This window comes from Pedococcus sp. 2YAF34 (assembly GCF_052114585.1).
GTDB lineage: Bacteria > Actinomycetota > Actinomycetes > Actinomycetales > Dermatophilaceae > Pedococcus.
This window is the reverse complement of the sequence record NZ_JBFRFA010000051.1, coordinates 1-19,486: the sequence shown is the minus strand read 5'-3', so window position 1 is coordinate 19,486 and position 19,486 is coordinate 1. Positions and strand designations below refer to the sequence as shown.

Genomic DNA, 19,486 nt, shown 5'->3' with positions numbered 1-19,486 from the left:
GGTTTCCGGTCCGCCCTCGGCGGGTGGTGCTGGCGGTGACTGGCGAGCGTCGCCGTCACCGCTTCGGCCTGCTCAGAGGCGCACGACCATCTTCCCGGTGTTGCCGCCGCTGAGGAGGCTGCGGAACCCCTCGACCGCGCTCTCGATGCCCTCGACGGCGGTCTCACGCCACGCGATACGGCCGTCGGCGAGCCACGCCGACATCTCGCGCTCGAACTCGGGGCGCAGGTCCTCGTGGTCGTTGACGAGGAAGCCGCGCAGGGTCAGCCGCTTGCCGATCGCCTGGAACAGGTTGCGCGGGCCGGGAGCCGGCTCGGTCGCGTTGTAGGCCGAGATGGCGCCGCACATGGCCACGCGTCCCTGCGGGCGCAGCGCGGAGATGGCGGCCTCCAGGTGGTCGCCGCCCACGTTGTCGAAGTAGACGTCGACGCCCTCGGGCGCGGCCTCGCGCAGCCCCTCGGCGATCGGCTGGGCCTTGTAGTCCACGACCCGGTCGAAGCCGGCCTCGTCGACCGCCCAGCGCACCTTGTCGGGGCCGCCGGCCGAGCCGACGACGAGCGAGGCGCCCTTGAGGCGGGCGATCTGGCCGACCAGTGAGCCGACGGCGCCGGCCGCCGCGGACACGAAGACGCGGTCGCCCTCGCGCAGCTCGGCGGTGCGCAGGAGGCCGGCGTACGCGGTGCGCCCGGTCATGCCCATCACCCCGAGGTACGCCGAGGGGGAGGCGAGCGTGGTGTCGACGACCCGCGCGTGGCGACCCTCGACCAGGGCGTGCGTGCGCCAGCCGTACGGGTGCAGCACCGTGTCGCCCACCTGCACCCGGCGGCCGGTCGCGTCGACGACCTCGCCCTCGAGCGCCTCGACGACACCGACGGCGTCACCGGTCATGGGCTGGCCGAGCTCGAACGGGGCCACGTAGGACTTCGCGTCGTTCATCCGCCCGCGCATGTACGGGTCGACGGAAAGGAAGGTGTTGCGCACGAGGACCTGTCCGGCTGCCGGCACGTCGAGCTCTGCCTGCACGAGGGAGAAGTCGGCGTCGACGGGCTCGCCGTGGGGACGGCGGACGAGGTGCCACTGGGTGCTGGTCGTCACGGGGGAGGTGCCTTTCACGAGGGGGTGGGGCCGAGGAACGGGCCCGTCGTGGCAACCGGCCCTGTCGTGGCGCTGTTCCCCGGACGGCGCGGAGGTGGGATGTCCCACAGGGCACGCCTGAGGCGGCAGCCGCACGGCCGCGGCACCGGGGTGCCGCGACCGTGTGGGCCGTGTCCTGCGTGGTCAGAGGTCGACCGGGCGCAGGACCTCCGAGACGCCATGGGCGATCTGCACGTTGCCCATGTTGATGTTCGGGCGCACGACCTTCGCGTTGAGGGCGTCGGGGTCGGCGTCCTTGAGCCGCACCTCGTGACGCGAGAGGACCTTGACCGTCAACGTGCCCCCGCCGGCGGTCGTGAGCGTGGCGCCGTCGGACCGCAGCGCCTGCCGGTAGGTGACGGTGGCACCGGGCGCCACGTGGTAGAGCAGCACGGCCTCGACCGTCGGGATGCCCAGCGACGCCACGTCGGTGAACACGGCCGACTCCGACGAGTACGTCTTGCCCGTGAGGTCCGAGGCGAGCCGGCGGAACGCCCTGTCGGTCGGCAGGAACGCGGTCAGCGGCACGGTCCCGTCGGCCAGCACGGCCACCGGCGACTTCGGGTCGGCCTTGAGCACGGCCTGGACCGCGTTGTCGACGATGTCGAAGTCGTCCCAGTTGCGGTCGAACCCCGAGCCGTCCTTCGCGAGGACGGCAGCGAGGCTGCGGGTACCGCTCGGTCCGTGGTCCGCGCCGTGGGCGGAGGCGGACGGAGCGACGGCCAGGGCGCTGGCCACGGCGAGGCCGAGAGCGGCCAGTGAGGTGGTGATGCGTCGTACGGACATGCATGTCTCCTTGATCCACTGCGGTGTGGACGGTCCCGGACCGGGGTCACCGCTGGCCGCGGTCCGGACCCTGCGTCCGTGCTTCGGAGCGGTCACGCGAGCAGATTGGACAGACCTTGGACAGACTCGCTGCCCGAGGTCGGCGCCCCGACGGTGGAAATAGATGCGGGAGCTGTCGGCGTTGGACGCTACGATCGGCAAAGACAACTGAACAGCGTGTGTGTGAGCACCCCGTGCACCCAGCGTCGGCTCGTGAGCCGGCGGCACCGGAGCATGGGGGTGATCGGTTTCGACATTGGTCGGCATTTCAGGGGAAGCGGGTCGAGGATGCCTGGTTATCTCGTTAACGCTCCTGGCAAACCAATAGGTGCCAATTCCAAGCGCACCGACTTCGCCCTCGCCGCCTGAGCGAGCCTCGAAGTCCGTCAGCCTGAGCTAGTTCTCGTCTCAGTGTCTGGCGTCAGCTAGAGAACTTGCTGCGCAGCCATGTCGGGGGGCTGCGCGGGACTCCTACTCGACTGGGCCTGTCAGCGGACGTGTGCGTGCGAGCGCTGGGGCCGAGAAAATCCGCAGCGCACTGCACCCGGAGAAGCCCTGGTTTCCCGTCAATGGACGCGGGTTCAATTCCCGCCACCTCCACCATCGTGCCCACACCCACGCACCATCTGTCAGGAGGGCCCGGCTCAGGCGCCGGGCCCTTCGTCGTCCCCGGACGGGTGCCGGCCCGCTGCGCATCCGGTGCGCCCTTGCGAGGATGGGGCGATGCTGCGCGACGACACCCCCCACGAGGAGCGGATCGGTCCCCGGGACCTGACCGCCTGGCCGACCCCGCCGGGGCGCGCGCTCGCGCGGGCCGCCCTGGCCGCCGGCAGGGGAGCGGCGCGCCTGGGCGCCTGGGGCGCTGCCAACCTCGTCCTCGTCCTCACCGCCCTCGTCGGCGGCGTCGTCGTGACCGCCCTGGTCGCCGCGGTCGCCCAGGTCTACGAGTCGGTGGTCGAGGCCGACGGCCTGGCCGGGCTGGACCGGCCCGTGCTGGACGCCGCGGTGGGCCTGCGCAGCAGCGGGCTCGACCATGCCGTCACCCTCTACACCGACGTGGGCGGACCCGTGGGCATGCCGGTGCTCGCCCTGCTCGCGACGCTGGTGATGGTCCTCCGCTGGCGCTCGCGGACCCCCGTGGTGCTCATGGTGATCGCGGCTGCGGGTTCGCTGGCGATGACCATCGCGGGCAAGGACCTCGTCGCCCGCGCCAGGCCGCCCCAGACCCTCGCGGTCCCGCCGTTCGAGACCTCCCCGTCGTTCCCGAGCGGGCACACGCTCAACGCCACCGTCCTCACCGGTGTGGCCGTGTACCTCGTGCTGCGCCGCGTCGAGTCTGCCCGCGGGCGCGCCGCCGTCGTGGGGGCCGGCCTGGTGTTCGTGCTCACCATGGGCGTGAGCCGCGTCTTCCTCGGCCACCACTGGCTCACCGACGTGGTGGCCGGCTGGGCCCTCGGCCTGGCCTGGGCCGCGGTGGTCGTCACGGCGCACCGCCTCTACCTGACCGTCCGCCAGGACCGCTCAGGCCAGGTCGGCCACCCAGTGGTCGCCCTCCGCACGGAAGCCGAGCCGCGCGTAGTAGGGGTTGAGCATCCCCGGCGGGGTGATGATGCGCCGGATGCCCTTGCCCCGGAAGAGGCCACTGCTGCGGTAGACGAACTCCCCGGGTGAGAAGTCCCTGAAGCGCGGCGTCACGTAGTCCAGCTCGACCTGCGCCACCCCGTCGCCGGCGTCGCGCACGACGACGACCCCGACGGTCTCGTTGCCGCGTTCGACGAGGTAGGCGCTGCGGCCCTCGCCGAGGACCGGCGCTGCATGCCCGGTCGCGGGCTCGAAGCGGGGGAAGTGCTTGCGGATGTCCGCGGCCTGCACCTTGAGGAAGTGCTGCAGGTAGGCCTCGTCGGGTCCGACGGGCACGACCTCGTAGACCTTGTCGTCGCCCCGCTCACGCAGCAGCCGGGAGATGAAGACGATGTTGATGCCGGCGATGACGACGTTCATCGCCACCATCGGCCACACGTGCACGAGGGCGTTGAACGCCGTGAGCGTGCAGCTCGCGACCAGGTTGAGCAGCCGGAACCGCAGCACCCGGGCCTGCAGGAGCGAGAACACCAGCAACGACGACCCTGCCCAGCCGAGGGTCTGGACCCACCACGTTGTCATGGCTGAAGTGTGGCGTACTGCGACCGGGCTCCCCGCCGCAGCGGCCGAGGGCCGCAGCGGCCGAGCGTCAGCTGCCCTGCTGGGGCGCCCCCGCCCGCTGTGCCTCGACGTCGGCCTTGACGGCTTCCATGTCCAGCGCCTGCACCTTGGTGATGACGTCCTCGAGCATGGGCGCGGGGAGGGCGCCGGCCTGGGCGAAGACGAGGATGCCGTCGCGGAAGGCCATGAGCATCGGGATCGAGGTGATGTTGGCGGCAGCGGCGAGCGCCTGCTCGGCCTCGGTGTCCACCTTGCCGAAGACGATGTCGGGGTGCTGCTCGGAGGCGGCCTCGTAGACCGGCCCGAAGCGCTTGCACGGGCCGCACCACTCGGCCCAGAAGTCGACGAGGACGGTGCCCTCGTCGAGGATGGTCTTCTCGAAGTTCTGCGCGGTCAGGGTCGTGCTGGCCATGTGCCTACTTCCAGTCCCAGCGGACCACGACGGTCGTGGTCACGGTGTTCTCGCCCAGCTCGACGAAGCCGTCCGTCGTGCGCGCGGCCATCAGGGCCATCCGCGGCTGGGGTCCTCCTTGCACAACGTCGGTCACGGCGAGGACCTTCCCGAGCTCCCGCCCGGCCAGCGCGGCGTACTGCTCGGCCTTGGACCGGGCGTCGGCGAACGCGGCGTCACGGGCGCTGGCGAGCAGGGGCCGTGGGTCGGCCAGCTCGAGGCCGAGGTGGTCGACGGTGAGGGCGTCGCCGGCCGCTCCCGCGAAGGCGGAGACGAGGCTGCCGGCGCGAGCCGGGTCGCGCACCGTCACCGACAGGGTCTGGTAGGCGGTGTACCCCAGCACCGTGGTGCCCTCCCGGTCGTGCCGCGGCTGCACGCCGGTGTCGGTGGTGCGCAGGTCCGAGGGCTCGACCCCGTGGTCGCGGGCGGCCTGGGCGAGCGCGGCGGTCCGGCCCGTCGCGTCCGTCAGGGCGGAGGAGACGTCGTCGGCCTCGCAGCGGACGCCCACCCGCAGGCGCACCACGTCCGGGACCGCGGAGGCCTGGCCGGTGCCGCTCACCTCGATGTGGCTGCTCATCGGCCCAGCGTAGGTCGTGCGGTGTCGGCCCGACGTGGTTGGCTGGTGGTCGCACCGTCGGAACAGGACAGGAACCACCGCATGACCCAGCACCCGGCTGCTCCCGCCCCGGCCCTCGAGGGGATCCGCCTGCCCTCGCCGTCGGACATCGACGTCGAGCAGGTGCGCCACTACTGGGACGAGTTCGCCGCGGAGTACGACGAGTACCCCGACCACGGCCTGCTCGACCCCGACATGCGCGCCGCGTGGAAGGACCTGCTGCGCACGTGGCTGCCGGCCACCCCGAGCCGGGTCGCGGACCTCGCCTGCGGCACGGGCACGCTCTCGGTCCTCGCGGCCGAGCTCGGCCACGAGGTGAGCGGGGTCGACCTCTCCGAGGAGATGGTCGCCCTGGCCACGGCGAAGGCGGCACCCTTCGGCCGGGCCGTGGCGGTGGTGCAGGGTGACGCCGGCGAGCCGCCCCTGGCACCGGGCACGTTCGACGTGGTGCTGGCCCGCCACGTCCTGTGGACCCTGCCCGACCCGCTCGCGGCACTGCGCGCCTGGGCCGGCCTGCTGCGGCCCGGTGGTCGCCTCGTCCTCGTCGAGGGCCGGTGGGGTCTGGAGGGCGCCGACGGCAAGCCGGCGGCCCCCTGGCGCGCCGGGGTCCCGTCGCACGAGCTGGCCGCTGTGGTGCGCGAGCTCGTCGGTGAGCCCGCGGTGGTGCAGCTGACCGACTCGGTCTACTGGGGCAAGGAGATCGAGCACGAGCGCTACCTGCTCACGGTCCGGCTGGCGGACACGGCATGACCACCCGTCATGGCTGACGCGCCCTCCGAGCTGGCACCGCCCGGTACGGCGAGCCGTGCGGTCCAGCTCGTCGGCTGGGTCTTCGTGGTGCTCGCCGCCCTCATGGTCCCGTGGACGGTCTACCTGTCCCTCAACCTGCCACGGCACCACTTCGCCTCCCACTACGACCTCGCCTGGGGTGGCTTCGACGCGGCCATGCTGGTCTCGCTGGCAGCCACCGCCTGGTCGGCCCTGCGCCTGCACACGACCCTGCCGCCGCTGGCCGCCGTCACCGGGACGCTGCTGGTCGCCGACGCCTGGTTCGACGTGGTGATGTCGCCGACGGCCCACGAACGGTGGGTCGCGGTCGCCATGGCGGTGCTGGTTGAGCTGCCGCTGGCGGGGGTCTGCCTGTGGCTGTCGGTGACCGGTCACCAGCTCGTCGTGCGCCGCCTGCGCCGCCGGCGCCCCCGGCGTCCCGGTTTGCGCCCCCGGTCCTGAGCCGCCACAGTCCTTGGGGTGAGCGAAGCGACGAGCAATACCGCGACCCACCCGACGGACGGCAGGACAGGCCCCGGTTCGCCGGGCGTCGCGGACACCCAGCTCCAGGCCGGGCTGAAGCCGCGCCACGTCACCATGATCTCGATCGCCGGCGTCATCGGTGCCGGGCTGTTCGTGGGGTCGGCCAAGGCCATCGCGACCGCCGGCCCCGCCGTGCTCGTCGCCTACGCGCTCGCCGGGGCGCTCGTCGTGCTGGTCATGCGCATGCTGGGCGAGATGGCGACCGCCCAGCCCGACACCGGTTCGTTCTCGACCTACGCCGACCGTGCCCTCGGACGCTGGGCCGGCTTCTCCATCGGGTGGCTCTACTGGTGGTTCTGGGTCATCGTCATCCCCGTCGAGGCAACGGCGGGGGCGCTGATCCTCGGCGACTGGTTCCCCGCGGTGCCGCAGTGGCTCTTCGCCCTGCTCATCACCGGGCTGCTCGTGGCGACGAACCTGTTCAGCGTCGGCAACTACGGCGAGTTCGAGTTCTGGTTCGCCCTGGTCAAGGTCATCGCGATCGTGGCGTTCATCGGTGCCGGCGTGCTGGCCGTCCTCGGTGTGCTGCCCGGGTCGCACACCTCCGGCGTCGGCCATCTGTGGCACGACGGCGGCTTCATGCCCAACGGCTTCGGTGCCGTGCTCTCGGCGATGCTCGTCACGATGTTCACGTTCATGGGCACCGAGATCGTCACCATCGCGGCGGCCGAGTCGCCCAACCCCGAGGTCGGCATCCGCCGCGCGGTCAACTCGGTGATCTGGCGCATCAGCCTCTTCTACCTGGGCTCGATCTTCGTGGTGGTCGCCCTGGTTCGGTGGAACGACCCGGCCCTGGTGGACCAGAGCTCCGGCTCCTACCAGGTCGCCCTCGAGCGCATGGGCCTCGGCGGGCTGACCACCGTGCTGGAGCTCGTCATCCTCACGGCGGTGGCCAGCTGTCTCAACTCCGCGCTCTACACCGCGTCGCGCATGGCGTTCTCGCTGTCCACGCGCGGGGAGGCCCCCGGGGCCTGGTCCCGGGTCACCTCCCGCGGGGTGCCCGCCTTCGCCATCATCGCCAGCTCGGCCGTCGGCTTCCTCGGCGTCATCGGCAACTACCTGCTGCCCGAGAAAATCTTCGGCTACCTGCTGGCGAGCTCCGGCGCCATCGCCCTGTTCGTCTACCTCGTCATCGCGCTGTCCCAGCTGCGGATGCGGCGCACCCTCGACGCTGAGGGCGCGACGCCGGCCGTGCGCATGTGGCTGTACCCCGGGCTGACCTACGTGACCATCGCCTTCATCGCCGCCGTGCTGGTCCTCATGCTCGTCCGCCCCGGCCACCGGCTCGAGCTCGGCCTGAGCCTGGCGCTGGCCGCGGTCATCCTCGCGATCGGCCTGGTGCGCGGGCGTGGCCGCACAGCCGACGATGCCGGTCGCGATGGGGCCGACCGCCCGGTCGGCGAGACCCTGGGGACCTCGGTTCGGCGTACCCCGCGGTAATCGGGACAATGCACGGCATGACCGCCGTGCCCTCCGTGTCCAACTCCATCACCGTCCGCCTCACGCTCCCCGCCCGCGCCACCGCGGTCTCCGAGCTGACCGGGGTCGTCGAGAAGAACGGGGGACTGGTCACCGGTCTCGACGTCACCGCGTCCGGCGCGGACCGCCTCCGGGTCGACGTCACGGCCGCAGCGCGCGACACGGCGCATGCCGACGAGATTGTCGAGCAGATGCGCGGGGTCCACGGTGTCGAGATCGGCAAGGTCTCGGACCGCACCTTCCTCGTGCACCTCGGCGGCAAGCTCAAGATCGAGTCGAAGGTCCCGATCCGCAACCGCGACGACCTGTCGCTCATCTACACCCCGGGTGTGGCCCGCGTGTGCATGGCCATCGCCGAGAACCCGTCGGACGCCCGCCGCCTGACGATCAAGCGCAACACCGTCGCCGTGGTCACCGACGGCTCGGCGGTCCTCGGCCTCGGCAACATCGGCCCCCTCGGCGCACTGCCGGTCATGGAGGGCAAGGCGGCACTGTTCAAGCGGTTCGCCGACATCGACGCCTTCCCGATCTGCCTCGACACCCAGGACACCGAGGAGATCATCACGGCGGTCAAGGCCATCAGCCCGGTGTTCGCCGGCATCAACCTCGAGGACATCTCGGCCCCGCGCTGCTTCGAGATCGAGGCGCGGCTGCGCGAGGAGCTCGACATCCCGGTCTTCCACGACGACCAGCACGGCACGGCGATCGTCACGCTGGCGGCGCTGCGCAACGCGCTGCGGGTCGTCGGCAAGGAGCTCAGCGAGGCCCGCGTGGTCCTGAGCGGTGCCGGTGCCGCCGGCACCGCGATCCTCAAGCTCCTCCTGCGGGCCGGTGCCAGCGACGTCGTCGTCGCCGACCAGTACGGCGTGGTGCACGCCGGGCGCGAGGACCTCGCGGCCGAGGGCCAGCACAACCTGCGCTGGGTCGCCGCCAACACCAACCGGCGCGGCCTGACCGGGACGCTCAAGGAGGCCGTGGCCGGTGCCGATGTCTTCATCGGCGTCTCCGCCCCGGGCATCCTCACCGGCGACGACATCGCCACGATGAACGACGACGCGATCGTGTTCGCGATGGCCAACCCCGAGCCGGAGGTCGACCCGATCGCCGCGGCCCAGCACGCCGCCGTCGTGGCCACCGGGCGGTCGGACTTCGCCAACCAGATCAACAACGTCCTGGTGTTCCCCGGCGTCTTCCGCGGCCTGCTCGACGCGGCCTCCACCTCGATAGACCTCGACGTGATGCTGGCGGCGGCCAAGGCGCTCTCCGAGGTGGTGCACCCCGACGAGCTCAATCCCGCCTACATCATCCCGAGCGTGTTCCACCCCGACGTGTCGAAGGTCGTCGCGGCGGCGGTCAAGGCCGCGGTGCTCGGGCAGGGCCCGGAGGCCGCCGAGCGCGCGGCGGTCGCCGAGGCCGCCTCACCCACGGGCGACGAGGCCGAGCTCATCGGCTAGCAGCTCCAGGCTGCGCAGCTTCGCGTCGAGGTCGGGCGTCGGTGCCACGAGGGTGACCTCGTCGGCGCCGGCCTCGTCCGCCAGCGCCGTCAGGCCCTTGGCCACGTCGGCGGCCGGCCCTGCGTACACCCGGCCCTCGAGGGTGGGGGCAACGCGGGCCCAGTCGTCCGAGAGCCGGAACTCGCGGATCTCCGCAGCGCTCGGCCGGGTGGTGTCGCCGCTGCGGATGCGGCGCATCTGCAGTGCCCAGCCGGCCCGGAAGTCGGCGGCCACGTCCTCGTCGTCGGTGGCCAGGGCCAGCACCGAGATGATGACGCGCGGGGTGTCGCCGAGCGGCCCCGGCCGGAAGTTGCGCCGGTAGGCCTGGAGCGCGTCCACCGCGAGCTCGGGTGCCATGTGGTGGGCGAAGACCGTCGTCATGCCGTTGGCCGCGGCGAACGCCGAGCCCCACCCGCTCGACCCCAGCATCAGCAGCTCCGGCGAGGTGTCGACCACCGGGGTCGCGAGCACCGACCGGAACGGGTGGTCCTCCGGCCAGCTGTCGGCGAGGAACGCGAGCAGCTCGCCGGCCTGCTGCGGGAAGTCGTCCGCGGTCAGGGCCTCGCGCGACCGGCGAAGGGCGAACGCCGTGAGCTGGTCCGTTCCCGGCGCCCGGCCGAGGCCGAGGTCGATGCGGCCCGGGTGCAGCATCTCGAGCGTCTTGAACCACTCGGCCACCTTGAGCGGGGAGTGGTTGGGCAGCATGATCCCGGCGGCGCCGACGCGGATCCCCGACGTCTGCCCCGCGAGGTGGGCGATGAGGATCTCGGGCGAGCTGCTCGCGAGGCCGGCGAAGCTGTGGTGCTCACTGATCCAGTACCGGGCGTAGCCCAGCCGGTCGGCCGCCTGGGCCACCCGCGTGCTGCGGGCGATCGCGTCCTGGGCGCTCAGGCCGGCGGGCACGTCGACGAAGTCCAGCAGGGACAGCGGCCGGGTACGGGGCGCAGCCGGGTCGGTCGTCGGGCCGGCGGTGGGATCGGGGGTGAGGTCGTTCGTCGTAGTCACGTGGGGGCCAACACTGGTCGGGGGTGACCGATTCCGCGGCGGCCGACCACGCCGCCTACCCTGAGCGGGTGACCCGGCCGACCGAGACGACGCGTGTCCCCGCGGTTGCTGCGGCGGGCCGTCACCCCGTGGTGCAGGTGGTCGCGCTCCTGTCGGTGGTCGTGCACCTCGCCGCCATCTACTGGCCGCGGGTCAGCGTCGTGGGACCGGTGCCCTGGACCGACAAGGTCGTGCACGTGCTCCTCTTCGGCGTTCCCACGGTGCTGCTCCTCGTGGCCCGTCCGTGGCGGGTGCGCCCCGGGCTCGTCGTGGTGGTCCTCGCGCTGCACGCCCCCGTGAGCGAGCTGCTCCAGCACTTCCTGCTGCCCCACCGGTCCGGTGATGCGTGGGACGCGGTGGCCGACCTCGGGGGAGTGGTGCTCGGCGTCACGCTCGTGGTGGTCGGGAGACGTCTCCGGCGCTGGTAGAGTGGAGGTGCTCAGTTCGGCAGGCGCCTGGCAGCGCCACCGGAGGCACAGTGGCCTCACCACGTTTTCCCGATTCCGACTGAGCCCCACCGGATGACAACTGTTGGTCCGGTCCAGCGGGCGCTGACGCGCCTGAGGCTCGTCTTCATCGCTTCCCTCGCCAGGTGGCTCGAGACGTGTCTACCTCGAGCACCTGAAGTGAGTTGAACATCTGTGCCCAAGAACCTGCGATCCGGCGCGCCCAAAAAGGCCCGTTGGACCCCTGACCAGAAGGCTGCCGCGAAGAAGGGCCCCAAGAAGGCCCACCGCGGTCAGTCCGCTGCCGGTGGCGCCGGCAAGTCCTCGTATGCCAGCCGTCCGGCCCGCGACGCGGACCGCCTGGCCCGCCGCGAGTTCGACCGCGACGACCGGCCCCAGCGCCGCGACTCCCCCGACGACCGTCCGCAGCGGTCGTTCAACCGTGACGACCGCCCGCAGCGGTCGTTCAACCGTGACGACCGTGGCCCCCGCCGCGAGTTCGACCGTGACCAGCGGCCCCAGCGCCGTGACTTCTCCCGCGACGACCGCCCGGTCCGTCGCTTCGACCGTGACGACAACCGTGGCCCGCGCCGCGAGTTCTCCCGCGACGAGCGCCCCCAGCGCAGCACCTACTCCCGTGAGGACCGCCCCGTGACCAGCTACTCCAACGACGACCGCCCGCAGCGTTCGTTCAACCGCGACGACAACCGTGGCCCGCGCCGCGAGTTCAACCGCGACGACCGCCCGCAGCGCTCGTTCAACCGCGACGACCGCCCGGCCCGCACCTTCAACCGCGACGACCGCCCGGCCCGCACCTTCAACCGCGACGACCGGCCGCAGCGCTCGTTCGACCGCGATGACAACCGCGGCCCGCGCCGCGAGTTCAACCGCGACGACCGTCCGGCCCGCACCTTCAACCGCGACGACCGCCCGCAGCGCTCGTTCGACCGCGACGACCGCGGTCCCCGTCGTGACTTCAACCGTGACGACCGTGGACCCCGCCGTGACTTGGGCCGCGCTGACCGCTTCGACCGCGCCCCCCGTTTCGAGGACCAGGTGGACCCCGAGGCCGAGCGCATGGAGGCCGACACCTGGGTCAAGGCGACCCGCAAGAGCGTCGACGGCCCCGTGACCGTCGCCGAGGACAACGGCTTCGCCGCCCTCGGCCTGTCGACGCGCCTGGTCGAGCGGCTGGCCCGTGACGGCATCACCGCGCCGTTCCCGATCCAGGCTGCGACCATCCCCGACGCGCTCGCCGGCAAGGACGTCCTCGGCCGTGGCCAGACCGGCTCCGGCAAGACCCTCGCGTTCGGCCTGCCCGCCCTGTCACGCCTGGACAACGGCCAGAAGGCGGCCCCGCGTCGCCCCCGCGCCCTCGTCCTGGTGCCGACCCGCGAGCTGGCCATGCAGGTCTCCGACGCGCTCGAGCCCCTCGTGCACGTCCTCGGCCTGCGCCACAAGCTCGTCGCCGGTGGCCTGTCCTACACGACGCAGATCAACGCCCTCAACCGCGGCGTCGACCTGCTCATCGCCACCCCGGGTCGTCTCAAGGACCTCGTCGAGCGCGAGGCCGTGATCCTCGACGCCATCGAGATCGCCGTCCTCGACGAGGCCGACCACATGGCCGACATGGGCTTCATGCCCGAGGTCACCGCGATCCTCGACCAGATGCCCGCCGGCGGCCAGCGCATGCTGTTCTCCGCGACGCTGGACAAGGGTGTCGACAAGCTCGTCGACGGCTACCTCACCGACCCGGTGACGCACTCCACCGACGACGCCAAGGCCTCGGTCACCACGATGGAGCACCACGTGCTGCTCATCGACCCGATGCACAAGAAGACCATCACCGCCGAGGTCGCCAACCGCTCGGGTCGCACCGTCGTCTTCGTGCGCACCAAGCTCGGCGCCGACCGCGTGGCGCTGCAGCTGCGCGAGCAGGGTGTCTTCGCCGCTGCGCTGCACGGTGGCCTCAACCAGGGCGCGCGCAACCGCGTCCTCGGGGCCTTCCGCGACGGCAGCCTGCCGGTGCTCGTCGCCACCGACGTCGCCGCGCGCGGCATCCACGTCGACGACGTCTCCGTCGTCCTGCAGGTCGACCCGCCGGCCGACCACAAGGACTACCTGCACCGCTCGGGCCGCACCGCCCGCGCCGGTGACAAGGGCACGGTCGTGACCCTGGCCCTCCCGCACCAGCGCCGCACCATGGAGCGCATGGCCCGCGAGGCCGGCATCGACGCGGTGCCGACCAAGGCGGTCCCCGGCGACGAGCGCCTCGCGGCGACCGGCGCCGTCACCCCCAGCGGCATCCCGGTCCCCGAGGACCAGGTGCGCCGGGTGCTCGAGGGCGAGAAGCGCGGCGGCCGTCGTCCCGGTGGACACGGTGGCCCGCGTGGCGGTGGCCCCCGCGGCCCGCGCCAGGGCGGCAACCGCTCCTACGGTGACCGCCCCGGCGGCCAGCGCGAGCGCGGCAGCTACTCGCGCGGCTGACGCCGCCGTCGGCGCCCGGATGATCGGGCGCCAGCTCAACCGAACAGCCACAGCCCCGGTCCCCGCGACCGGGGCTGTGGCGTCTGTGGGCATGATGGTGGGGTGGACACCGACCTGTCGGGCAGCCTGCTCGTCGCGACACCCCAGATCGAGGAGGGGGTGTTCTGTCGCAGCGTCGTGCTCCTGCTCCACCACGACAGCGAGGGCGCCCAGGGAGTCGTGCTCAACCGGCCGATGGAGGCCCGTGTCGACGCCGTGCTGCCGGACTGGCAGCCGCACGTCACCGCGCCCGCCGTCCTCTTCGAGGGTGGCCCCGTGGGACTGGACAGCGCCCTGGGGCTGGTCACCGTGCCCGGCGACGTCGAGCCCATGGGCGTCAAGCGCCTCTTCCGAGGACTGGGCCTGGTGGACCTCGACACGCCTCCCGCGATCGTGGTGCCCGAGGTGGCGGGGCTGCGGATCTTTGCCGGGTACTCCGGGTGGTCGCCCGGCCAGCTCGAGGAGGAGGTGCGCGCGGGGAGCTGGTACGTCGTGGAGTCCGAGGGCCGCGACGCCTTCGACGCCGACCCCACCCAGCTGTGGGTACGCGTGCTGCGCCGGCAGCGCGACCACCTCGCCTTCGTGGCCACATTCCCCTCCGACCCCGAGCTGAACTGACGCCCAACGGGCGCCATGGGCGTCCGGGACCGCGGCATACACTCGGGGCATGAGCGAGCCCCAGATCCCCCTGGACGACCCGCTGGCCCCCTCGGCCCAGCCCTCCACGCAGACCGCCGTGCTCGAGCGCGAGCAGGTCGAGGAGCAGCTGCAGGAACCCGGGGACCACGAGCGCTTCTCCCACTACGTGCGCAAGGAGAAGATCCTCGAGAGCGCTCTGTCCGGCGAGCCGGTGGTGGCGCTGTGCGGCAAGGTCTGGGTGCCCGGCCGCGACCCGAAGAAGTTCCCGGTGTGCCCCACCTGCAAGGAGATCTACGAGGGTCTGCGGGCCCCGCAGGACGGCGGCGAGTGACGCAGGCCCCCTGACCTGCCCTTTTGCGAACGAGTCTTTACCTGCCGTTGAGACCGGGTAGTCCGCGGGAAACGTAGCGTCGCGGCGTCGGCCCCGGTCACCGCAGGCCGGGTGCCCTGTGAAAGGACGCCCATGAAGCTTCGATCCCGCATCGCACTCTCGTCCCTCCTGCTGGGGGCCGCCGCCCTCGGACTGGGCCAGGGCAGCGCCACCGCGCAGCCCATGGCCGGCGAGAGCACCGTCGCCGCCGAGTGCGCCACCCACCACGACTCGGTGAACGCGGCCCGGTCCGCCCGGGGCGGCAACCGCCAGGACGGCAACGAGCTCTCCGCGTCGCAGGCGAAGGCCATGGAGGCCGGTCTGGCGAAGGCGATGGCTGCCAAGGGCTACACCAAGACGGCCAACGGTTCGGCGCGCAAGCCGGGAGGCGGCGGGGCGTTCGCCGCGACCACCGTGCGTGTCTACGTGCACGTCATCACCAGTGGTTCGGCGGGCGCGATCAGCTCCAGCCAGGTCAATAACCAGCTCGCGGTCCTCAACAACGCCTACGCGTCGTCCGGCTTCAGCTTCACCCTCGCCGGGACCGACACCACCAACAACAGCAGCTGGTACAACCTCTCGCAGGGCAGCAGCGCCGAGCGCTCGATGAAGACGACGCTGCGCAAGGGGACGATGGCCGACCTCAACATCTACACGGCCAACCTCTCCGGCGGGCTGCTCGGCTGGGCGACCTTCCCGAAGTCGAGCTACGACGCCATGGACGGCGTCGTCATCCTCGACCAGAGCGTCCCGGGCGGCACCGCCTCTCCCTACAACCTCGGTGACACCGCCACCCACGAGGTCGGCCACTGGGCCGGGCTCTACCACACGTTCCAGGGCGGGTGCACGGGTCAGGGCGACTACGTCTCCGACACCCCGGCCGAGGCCTCTCCCGCCTACGGCTGCCCGACCGGGCGTGACAGCTCGCCTCGTCCTCCGGCCTGGACCCCATCAAGAACTTCATGGACTACACCGACGACGCGTGCATGAACACCTTCACCACCGGCCAGACCACCCGCATGCAGAACTCCTGGGTGACCTACCGCCAGGGGAAGTAGCACCAGCGCGGCCACTCGCACGAGCTGGCACTAGCTGGCACGAGCTAGCACACCCCGAGGCCCCGGCAGCGATGCCGGGGCCCCGGCATGTCGTTTCCCGACAGCGGCTACCGTGGCTCGCCTATGAGTACCGCCGCCGCTTCGCACCTGTCACCAGCCTTCCCGGAGCGGGCGGCCTGGGGCACGGCCTCCAAGCTCCGCGCCTGGCAGCAGGCCGCGCTGAGCAGCTACCTCGAGCAGGACCCCCGCGACTTCCTCGCCGTGGCCACCCCGGGCGCCGGCAAGACCACCTACGCCCTGCGCCTGGCCACCGAGCTCCTCGGCCGCGGCACCATCTCGGCGGTCACCATCGTGGCCCCCACCGAGCACCTCAAGACGCAGTGGGCCGAGGCGGCGGCGCGGGTCGGCATCCACATCGACCCCAAGTTCTCCAACTCCTCGGCCAGGCACTCCAGCGAGTACCACGGGGTGGCCCTGACGTACGCCCAGGTGGCCAGCCGCCCGTCGCTGCACCGCACGCGCACGGAGTCCGCCTCCACGCTGGTCATCCTCGACGAGATCCACCACGGCGGCGACAACCTGTCCTGGGGTGACGCCATCCGCGAGGCGTTCGAGCCTGCGACCCGTCGCCTCGCCCTCACGGGCACGCCGTTCCGCTCGGACACCTCCCCGATCCCGTTCGTGACCTACGCCGAGGACCGTGACGGCATCCGTCGCTCGTCCGCGGACTACACCTACGGCTACGCCGAGGCCCTGCGCGACGGCGTCGTGCGCCCGGTGCTCTTCCTGGCCTACGGCGGCGCGATGCGCTGGCGCACCAAGGCCGGCGACGAGATCGCAGCGCGACTCGGCGAGATGCTGACCAAGGACGCCATGGCCCACGCCTGGCGGACGGCACTCGACCCCAAGGGTGAGTGGATCCCGTCGGTCCTCGCCGCCGCCGACAAGCGCCTCACCGAGGTACGCCGCGGCGTGCCCGACGCGGGCGGCCTCGTCATCGCCTCCAACCAGACCTCCGCCCGCGCCTACGCCAAGATCCTCGAGTCGATCACCGGCGAGAAGGTCACGACGGTGCTCTCCGACGACGCCGGGTCCTCCGAGCGCATCGAGGAGTACGCCGCGGGCGACTCGCGGTGGATGGTGGCGGTGCGCATGGTGTCCGAGGGCGTCGACGTGCCCCGGCTGTGCGTCGGCGTCTACGCCACCTCCACCTCGACCCCGCTGTTCTTCGCCCAGGCCGTGGGCCGCTTCGTGCGCGCCCGGCGCCGTGGCGAGACCGCCTCGGTCTTCCTGCCCTCGGTGCCAGTCATCCTCGAGCACGCCGCGCGCCTCGAGGACGAGCGCGACCACGCGCTCGACCGGCCGCAGAAGGACGACGGCAGCGCCGCGGCCATGTGGGCCGAGGAGGACGCGCTCCTCGAGGCGGCCAACCGCACCACCCGGACGCCTGACATCGACCAGCTCACCTTCGAGGCGCTCGAGTCCGACGCCGAGTTCGACCACGTGCTGTTCGACGCCAAGCAGTTCGGCCTCAACGCCGTCGTGGGCTCGGACGAGGAGCAGGAGTACCTCGGCCTGCCGGGGCTGCTCGAGCCCGACCAGATGGCGGTCCTGCTGCACGAGCGACAGACCGCCCAGCACGGGCGCCGACCCAAGGCCGCCGAGCCCGCGCCGGTGTCGGCGCACCGGGCGCTGGCTGCGCAGCGCAAGGAGCTCAACAAGCTCGTCGCCGCCTACGCGCGCAAGAACAACGCCCCCCACGGCGTCGTGCACAACGACCTGCGCCGCGCCTGTGGTGGGCCCTCCCTGGAGGAGGCCACTTCCGAGCAGGTGACGGCCCGGATCGACAAGATCCGCGCCTGGTTCGTCGGCCGCCGCTGAGGGCCGGCGCCACGCCACCCCCAGCCCGAAGTCCCAGACCTCGGCCCAAACCGACCCCAGTGCCCCGAAGTCTGGGACTTCGGCTCAAAGTGACCCCAGTGCCCCGAAGTCTGGGACTTTGGCTCAATGTGACCCCAGGTGACCCGAAGTCTGGGACTTCGGGTCATCACACGGCGTTTGCCTCAGCCGCCGGACTCCACCAGGGGCAGCGTGCGCAGCGGTATGCGGGTGGCCAGCGAGATCGTGGTGTTGGCGCGCACCACGTGGCGGTCGTCGACCACGGCGTCGATGACCCGCTGCAGGTCGGCGTTGTCCCGGGCGACGATGTGGATGAACACGTCCCCGGAACCGGTGATGGTGTGCGCCTCGAGCACCTCGGGGATCGCCTGCAGGTGCTCGACGACGGGGGAGTGGCCGCGGCCCTGGCGGATCTCCAGTGTGCAGAAGGCCGACACGGGGTAGCCCATCGCGGCCGGGTCGAGCTGCGGGGCCCAGGACCGGATGACGCCCCGGGACACCAGCCGGTCGAGCCGTGCCTGCACGGTCCCGCGGGCGACGCCGAGGGCCCGGGAGGCCCCGAGCACGCCCACCTGCGGCTGGTCGGCGAAGAGCGCGAGCACGCGACGGTCGAGGTCGTCGAGGATCATGGTCACATTGTCCACCCTCGCCGGGGTATGAGCAGGCACTCTGCGCACTCTGCCCAACTCCACCGCGTACGGTTGCACACACCCGACCCACCCGCCACGCTGCAGCCATGACGGACACCACCCTTGACCTGACCCCGCAGGAGCGCGAGGCCAACCTCGACATCGAGCAGCTCAAGCAGCTCGTCGGCCTCGTCGAGTACGACGAGTCGAAGGACCCCTTCCCGGTCACCGGGTGGGACTCCATCGTCTTCGTCGTCGGCAACGCGACCCAGACCGCGCACTACTACATCTCCGCGTGGGGCATGGAGCTCGTGGCCTACGCGGGTCCGGAGAACGGCCAGCGCGACCACAAGTCGTTCGTGCTGAAGTCCGGCTCGATCCGCTTCGTCATCAACGGCGCGGTCACCCCCGACAGCCCCCTCATCGCCCACCACGCCAAGCACGGTGACGGTGTCGTCGACATCGCCCTCGAGGTCCCGGACGTCGACAAGTGCGTTGCTCAGGCCAAGGCCGCCGGTGCCCGCGTCGTCCGCGAGGCCGAGGACATCACCGACGAGCACGGCACGGTCCGGATCGCGTCGATCGCCACCTACGGCGAGACCGTGCACAGCCTCGTCGACCGGTCCCGCTACACCGGCCCCTACCTGCCCGGCTACGTCGCCAAGACGTCCACCTTCGAGAAGCGGGAGGGTGCCCCCAAGCGTCTCTTCCAGGCCCTCGACCACATCGTCGGCAACGTCGAGCTGGGCCGCATGGAGGAGTGGGTGACCTTCTACAACAAGGTCATGGGCTTCGTGAACATGGCCGAGTTCATCGGCGACGACATCGCCACCGACTACTCGGCCCTGATGTCCAAGGTCGTGGCGAACGGCAACCACCGCGTGAAGTTCCCGCTCAACGAGCCGGCGATCGCCAAGAAGAAGAGCCAGATCGACGAGTACCTCGAGTTCTACGGCGGCCCGGGCGCCCAGCACCTGGCCCTGGCGACGAACGACATCCTGCGCACCGTCGACGAGCTCCGCAAGGAGGGTGTGGAGTTCCTCGACACCCCCGACTCGTACTACGAGGACGAGGAGCTTCGCGCTCGCATCGGCAACGTCCGCGTGCCGATCGAGGAGCTGCAGAGCCGCAAGATCCTGGTCGACCGTGACGAGGACGGCTACCTCCTGCAGATCTTCACCAAGCCCCTCGGCGACCGTCCGACGGTCTTCTTCGAGATCATCGAGCGGCACGGCTCGCTCGGCTTCGGCAAGGGCAACTTCAAGGCGCTGTTCGAGGCCATCGAGCGCGAGCAGGACGCCCGCGGCAACCTCTGAGGCAGCTTCCCGCACGACGAGGGCCGGTACGCCGCGTGGTCACCACGC

The 19,486-nt window shown here is 71.7% G+C and carries 18 protein-coding genes, 1 other RNA gene and 1 pseudogene; 13 read left to right on the top strand and 7 right to left on the bottom strand.

What is annotated here, in order from left to right; translation table 11 throughout:
* Positions 1–72 precede the first annotated feature (72 nt).
* Together AB4Z02_RS17965 and AB4Z02_RS17960 are read right to left on the bottom strand one after the other, a co-directional pair.
* On the bottom strand, positions 73–1,095 hold the full coding sequence (locus tag AB4Z02_RS17965; RefSeq protein WP_441972671.1) for an NADP-dependent oxidoreductase: 1,023 nt from the start codon (positions 1,093–1,095) through the stop codon (positions 73–75).
* A 183-nt stretch (positions 1,096–1,278) separates the two neighbouring features.
* The gene (locus tag AB4Z02_RS17960) at positions 1,279–1,920 is read right to left on the bottom strand and encodes a fasciclin domain-containing protein (protein WP_441972669.1); all 642 of its coding nucleotides are present in this window, start codon (positions 1,918–1,920) and stop codon (positions 1,279–1,281) included.
* 275 nt (positions 1,921–2,195) lie between these two features.
* Between AB4Z02_RS17960 and ssrA the strand changes: the two genes are divergently transcribed.
* Positions 2,196–2,562, top strand: a transfer-messenger RNA (tmRNA) gene (ssrA, locus tag AB4Z02_RS17955).
* A gap of 120 nt (positions 2,563–2,682) precedes the next feature.
* A pseudogene (locus tag AB4Z02_RS17950) lies at positions 2,683–3,438 on the top strand (phosphatase PAP2 family protein); the annotation flags it as partial.
* 42 nt (positions 3,439–3,480) lie between these two features.
* Here AB4Z02_RS17950 and AB4Z02_RS17945 read toward each other — a convergent pair.
* The 3 genes from AB4Z02_RS17945 to AB4Z02_RS17935 all read right to left on the bottom strand — a co-directional run bounded on the left by AB4Z02_RS17945 (position 3,481) and on the right by AB4Z02_RS17935 (position 5,189).
* A complete protein-coding gene (locus tag AB4Z02_RS17945) occupies positions 3,481–4,122 on the bottom strand; it encodes a hypothetical protein (protein ID WP_441972667.1) in 642 nt (213 codons plus the stop codon).
* 67 nt (positions 4,123–4,189) lie between these two features.
* Positions 4,190–4,573 (bottom strand): thioredoxin, encoded by a 384-nt coding sequence (gene trxA / locus AB4Z02_RS17940; protein WP_056882683.1) that lies wholly within the window; start codon positions 4,571–4,573, stop codon positions 4,190–4,192.
* 4 nt (positions 4,574–4,577) lie between these two features.
* Positions 4,578–5,189, bottom strand: coding sequence for an SIMPL domain-containing protein (locus tag AB4Z02_RS17935; RefSeq protein ID WP_441972666.1), 612 nt, complete (start codon positions 5,187–5,189; stop codon positions 4,578–4,580).
* Positions 5,190–5,270: 81 nt separating this feature from the next.
* Here AB4Z02_RS17935 and AB4Z02_RS17930 point away from each other — a divergent pair, with 81 nt between their 5' ends.
* From AB4Z02_RS17930 to AB4Z02_RS17915, 4 genes are read left to right on the top strand one after another with little or no spacing between them, the layout of a single operon-like run.
* The gene (locus tag AB4Z02_RS17930; protein ID WP_441972664.1) at positions 5,271–5,978 is read left to right on the top strand and encodes a class I SAM-dependent methyltransferase; all 708 of its coding nucleotides are present in this window, start codon (positions 5,271–5,273) and stop codon (positions 5,976–5,978) included.
* Positions 5,979–5,987: 9 nt separating this feature from the next.
* On the top strand, positions 5,988–6,458 hold the full coding sequence (locus tag AB4Z02_RS17925; RefSeq protein WP_441972662.1) for a hypothetical protein: 471 nt from the start codon (positions 5,988–5,990) through the stop codon (positions 6,456–6,458).
* Between the two features lie 18 nt (positions 6,459–6,476).
* Positions 6,477–7,979 (top strand): amino acid permease, encoded by a 1,503-nt coding sequence (locus AB4Z02_RS17920; RefSeq protein ID WP_441972660.1) that lies wholly within the window; start codon positions 6,477–6,479, stop codon positions 7,977–7,979.
* Positions 7,980–7,996: 17 nt separating this feature from the next.
* Entirely contained in the window at positions 7,997–9,472 is a 1,476-nt protein-coding gene (locus AB4Z02_RS17915) for an NAD-dependent malic enzyme (RefSeq protein WP_441972658.1), read from the top strand.
* Here the strand turns inward: AB4Z02_RS17915 and AB4Z02_RS17910 are convergent.
* Positions 9,437–10,516 (bottom strand): LLM class flavin-dependent oxidoreductase, encoded by a 1,080-nt coding sequence (locus tag AB4Z02_RS17910; protein ID WP_441972656.1) that lies wholly within the window; start codon positions 10,514–10,516, stop codon positions 9,437–9,439. The two genes, AB4Z02_RS17915 and AB4Z02_RS17910, sit on opposite strands and share 36 nt — an antisense overlap.
* A gap of 68 nt (positions 10,517–10,584) precedes the next feature.
* Here AB4Z02_RS17910 and AB4Z02_RS17905 point away from each other — a divergent pair, with 68 nt between their 5' ends.
* The 6 genes from AB4Z02_RS17905 (at position 10,585) to AB4Z02_RS17880 (ending at position 17,475) form a co-directional block, all read left to right on the top strand.
* Positions 10,585–10,983 (top strand): VanZ family protein, encoded by a 399-nt coding sequence (locus AB4Z02_RS17905; RefSeq protein WP_441972654.1) that lies wholly within the window; start codon positions 10,585–10,587, stop codon positions 10,981–10,983.
* Positions 10,984–11,196: 213 nt separating this feature from the next.
* Positions 11,197–13,488 (top strand): DEAD/DEAH box helicase, encoded by a 2,292-nt coding sequence (locus AB4Z02_RS17900; RefSeq protein ID WP_441972653.1) that lies wholly within the window; start codon positions 11,197–11,199, stop codon positions 13,486–13,488.
* 102 nt (positions 13,489–13,590) lie between these two features.
* Positions 13,591–14,145: a YqgE/AlgH family protein gene (locus tag AB4Z02_RS17895; protein WP_056882687.1), complete on the top strand. Its 555-nt coding sequence runs from the start codon at positions 13,591–13,593 to the stop codon at positions 14,143–14,145.
* Between the two features lie 49 nt (positions 14,146–14,194).
* Complete coding sequence (locus tag AB4Z02_RS17890) at positions 14,195–14,497, top strand: DUF3039 domain-containing protein (RefSeq protein ID WP_441972651.1); 303 nt, start codon at positions 14,195–14,197, stop codon at positions 14,495–14,497.
* 132 nt (positions 14,498–14,629) lie between these two features.
* On the top strand, positions 14,630–15,526 hold the full coding sequence (locus AB4Z02_RS17885; RefSeq protein ID WP_441972650.1) for a zinc metalloprotease: 897 nt from the start codon (positions 14,630–14,632) through the stop codon (positions 15,524–15,526).
* A gap of 191 nt (positions 15,527–15,717) precedes the next feature.
* Positions 15,718–17,475, top strand: coding sequence for a DEAD/DEAH box helicase (locus AB4Z02_RS17880; protein ID WP_441972649.1), 1,758 nt, complete (start codon positions 15,718–15,720; stop codon positions 17,473–17,475).
* 182 nt (positions 17,476–17,657) lie between these two features.
* On the opposite strand, the gene AB4Z02_RS17875 is transcribed toward AB4Z02_RS17880, so the two are convergent.
* On the bottom strand, positions 17,658–18,122 hold the full coding sequence (locus AB4Z02_RS17875) for an Lrp/AsnC family transcriptional regulator (protein WP_441972647.1): 465 nt from the start codon (positions 18,120–18,122) through the stop codon (positions 17,658–17,660).
* A gap of 107 nt (positions 18,123–18,229) precedes the next feature.
* On the opposite strand from AB4Z02_RS17875, the gene hppD reads away from it, so the two are divergent.
* A complete protein-coding gene (gene hppD, locus AB4Z02_RS17870; protein WP_441972645.1) occupies positions 18,230–19,438 on the top strand; it encodes a 4-hydroxyphenylpyruvate dioxygenase in 1,209 nt (402 codons plus the stop codon).
* Positions 19,439–19,486 lie beyond the last annotated feature (48 nt).

Bases quoted from the DNA above. Each gene is read 5' to 3' on its own strand.
- AB4Z02_RS17960 (WP_441972669.1), bottom strand. From the start codon at position 1,920: ATGTCCGTACGACGCATCACCACCTCACTGGCCGCTCTCGGCCTCGCC.
- AB4Z02_RS17945 (WP_441972667.1), bottom strand. From the start codon at position 4,122: ATGACAACGTGGTGGGTCCAGACCCTCGGCTGGGCAGGGTCGTCGTTG.
- trxA (WP_056882683.1), bottom strand. From the start codon at position 4,573: ATGGCCAGCACGACCCTGACCGCGCAGAACTTCGAGAAGACCATCCTC.
- AB4Z02_RS17935 (WP_441972666.1), bottom strand. From the start codon at position 5,189: ATGAGCAGCCACATCGAGGTGAGCGGCACCGGCCAGGCCTCCGCGGTC.
- AB4Z02_RS17930 (WP_441972664.1), top strand. From the start codon at position 5,271: ATGACCCAGCACCCGGCTGCTCCCGCCCCGGCCCTCGAGGGGATCCGC.
- AB4Z02_RS17925 (WP_441972662.1), top strand. From the start codon at position 5,988: ATGGCTGACGCGCCCTCCGAGCTGGCACCGCCCGGTACGGCGAGCCGT.
- AB4Z02_RS17915 (WP_441972658.1), top strand. From the start codon at position 7,997: ATGACCGCCGTGCCCTCCGTGTCCAACTCCATCACCGTCCGCCTCACG.
- AB4Z02_RS17890 (WP_441972651.1), top strand. From the start codon at position 14,195: ATGAGCGAGCCCCAGATCCCCCTGGACGACCCGCTGGCCCCCTCGGCC.
- AB4Z02_RS17885 (WP_441972650.1), top strand. From the start codon at position 14,630: ATGAAGCTTCGATCCCGCATCGCACTCTCGTCCCTCCTGCTGGGGGCC.
- AB4Z02_RS17880 (WP_441972649.1), top strand. From the start codon at position 15,718: ATGAGTACCGCCGCCGCTTCGCACCTGTCACCAGCCTTCCCGGAGCGG.
- AB4Z02_RS17875 (WP_441972647.1), bottom strand. From the start codon at position 18,122: ATGATCCTCGACGACCTCGACCGTCGCGTGCTCGCGCTCTTCGCCGAC.
- hppD (WP_441972645.1), top strand. From the start codon at position 18,230: ATGACGGACACCACCCTTGACCTGACCCCGCAGGAGCGCGAGGCCAAC.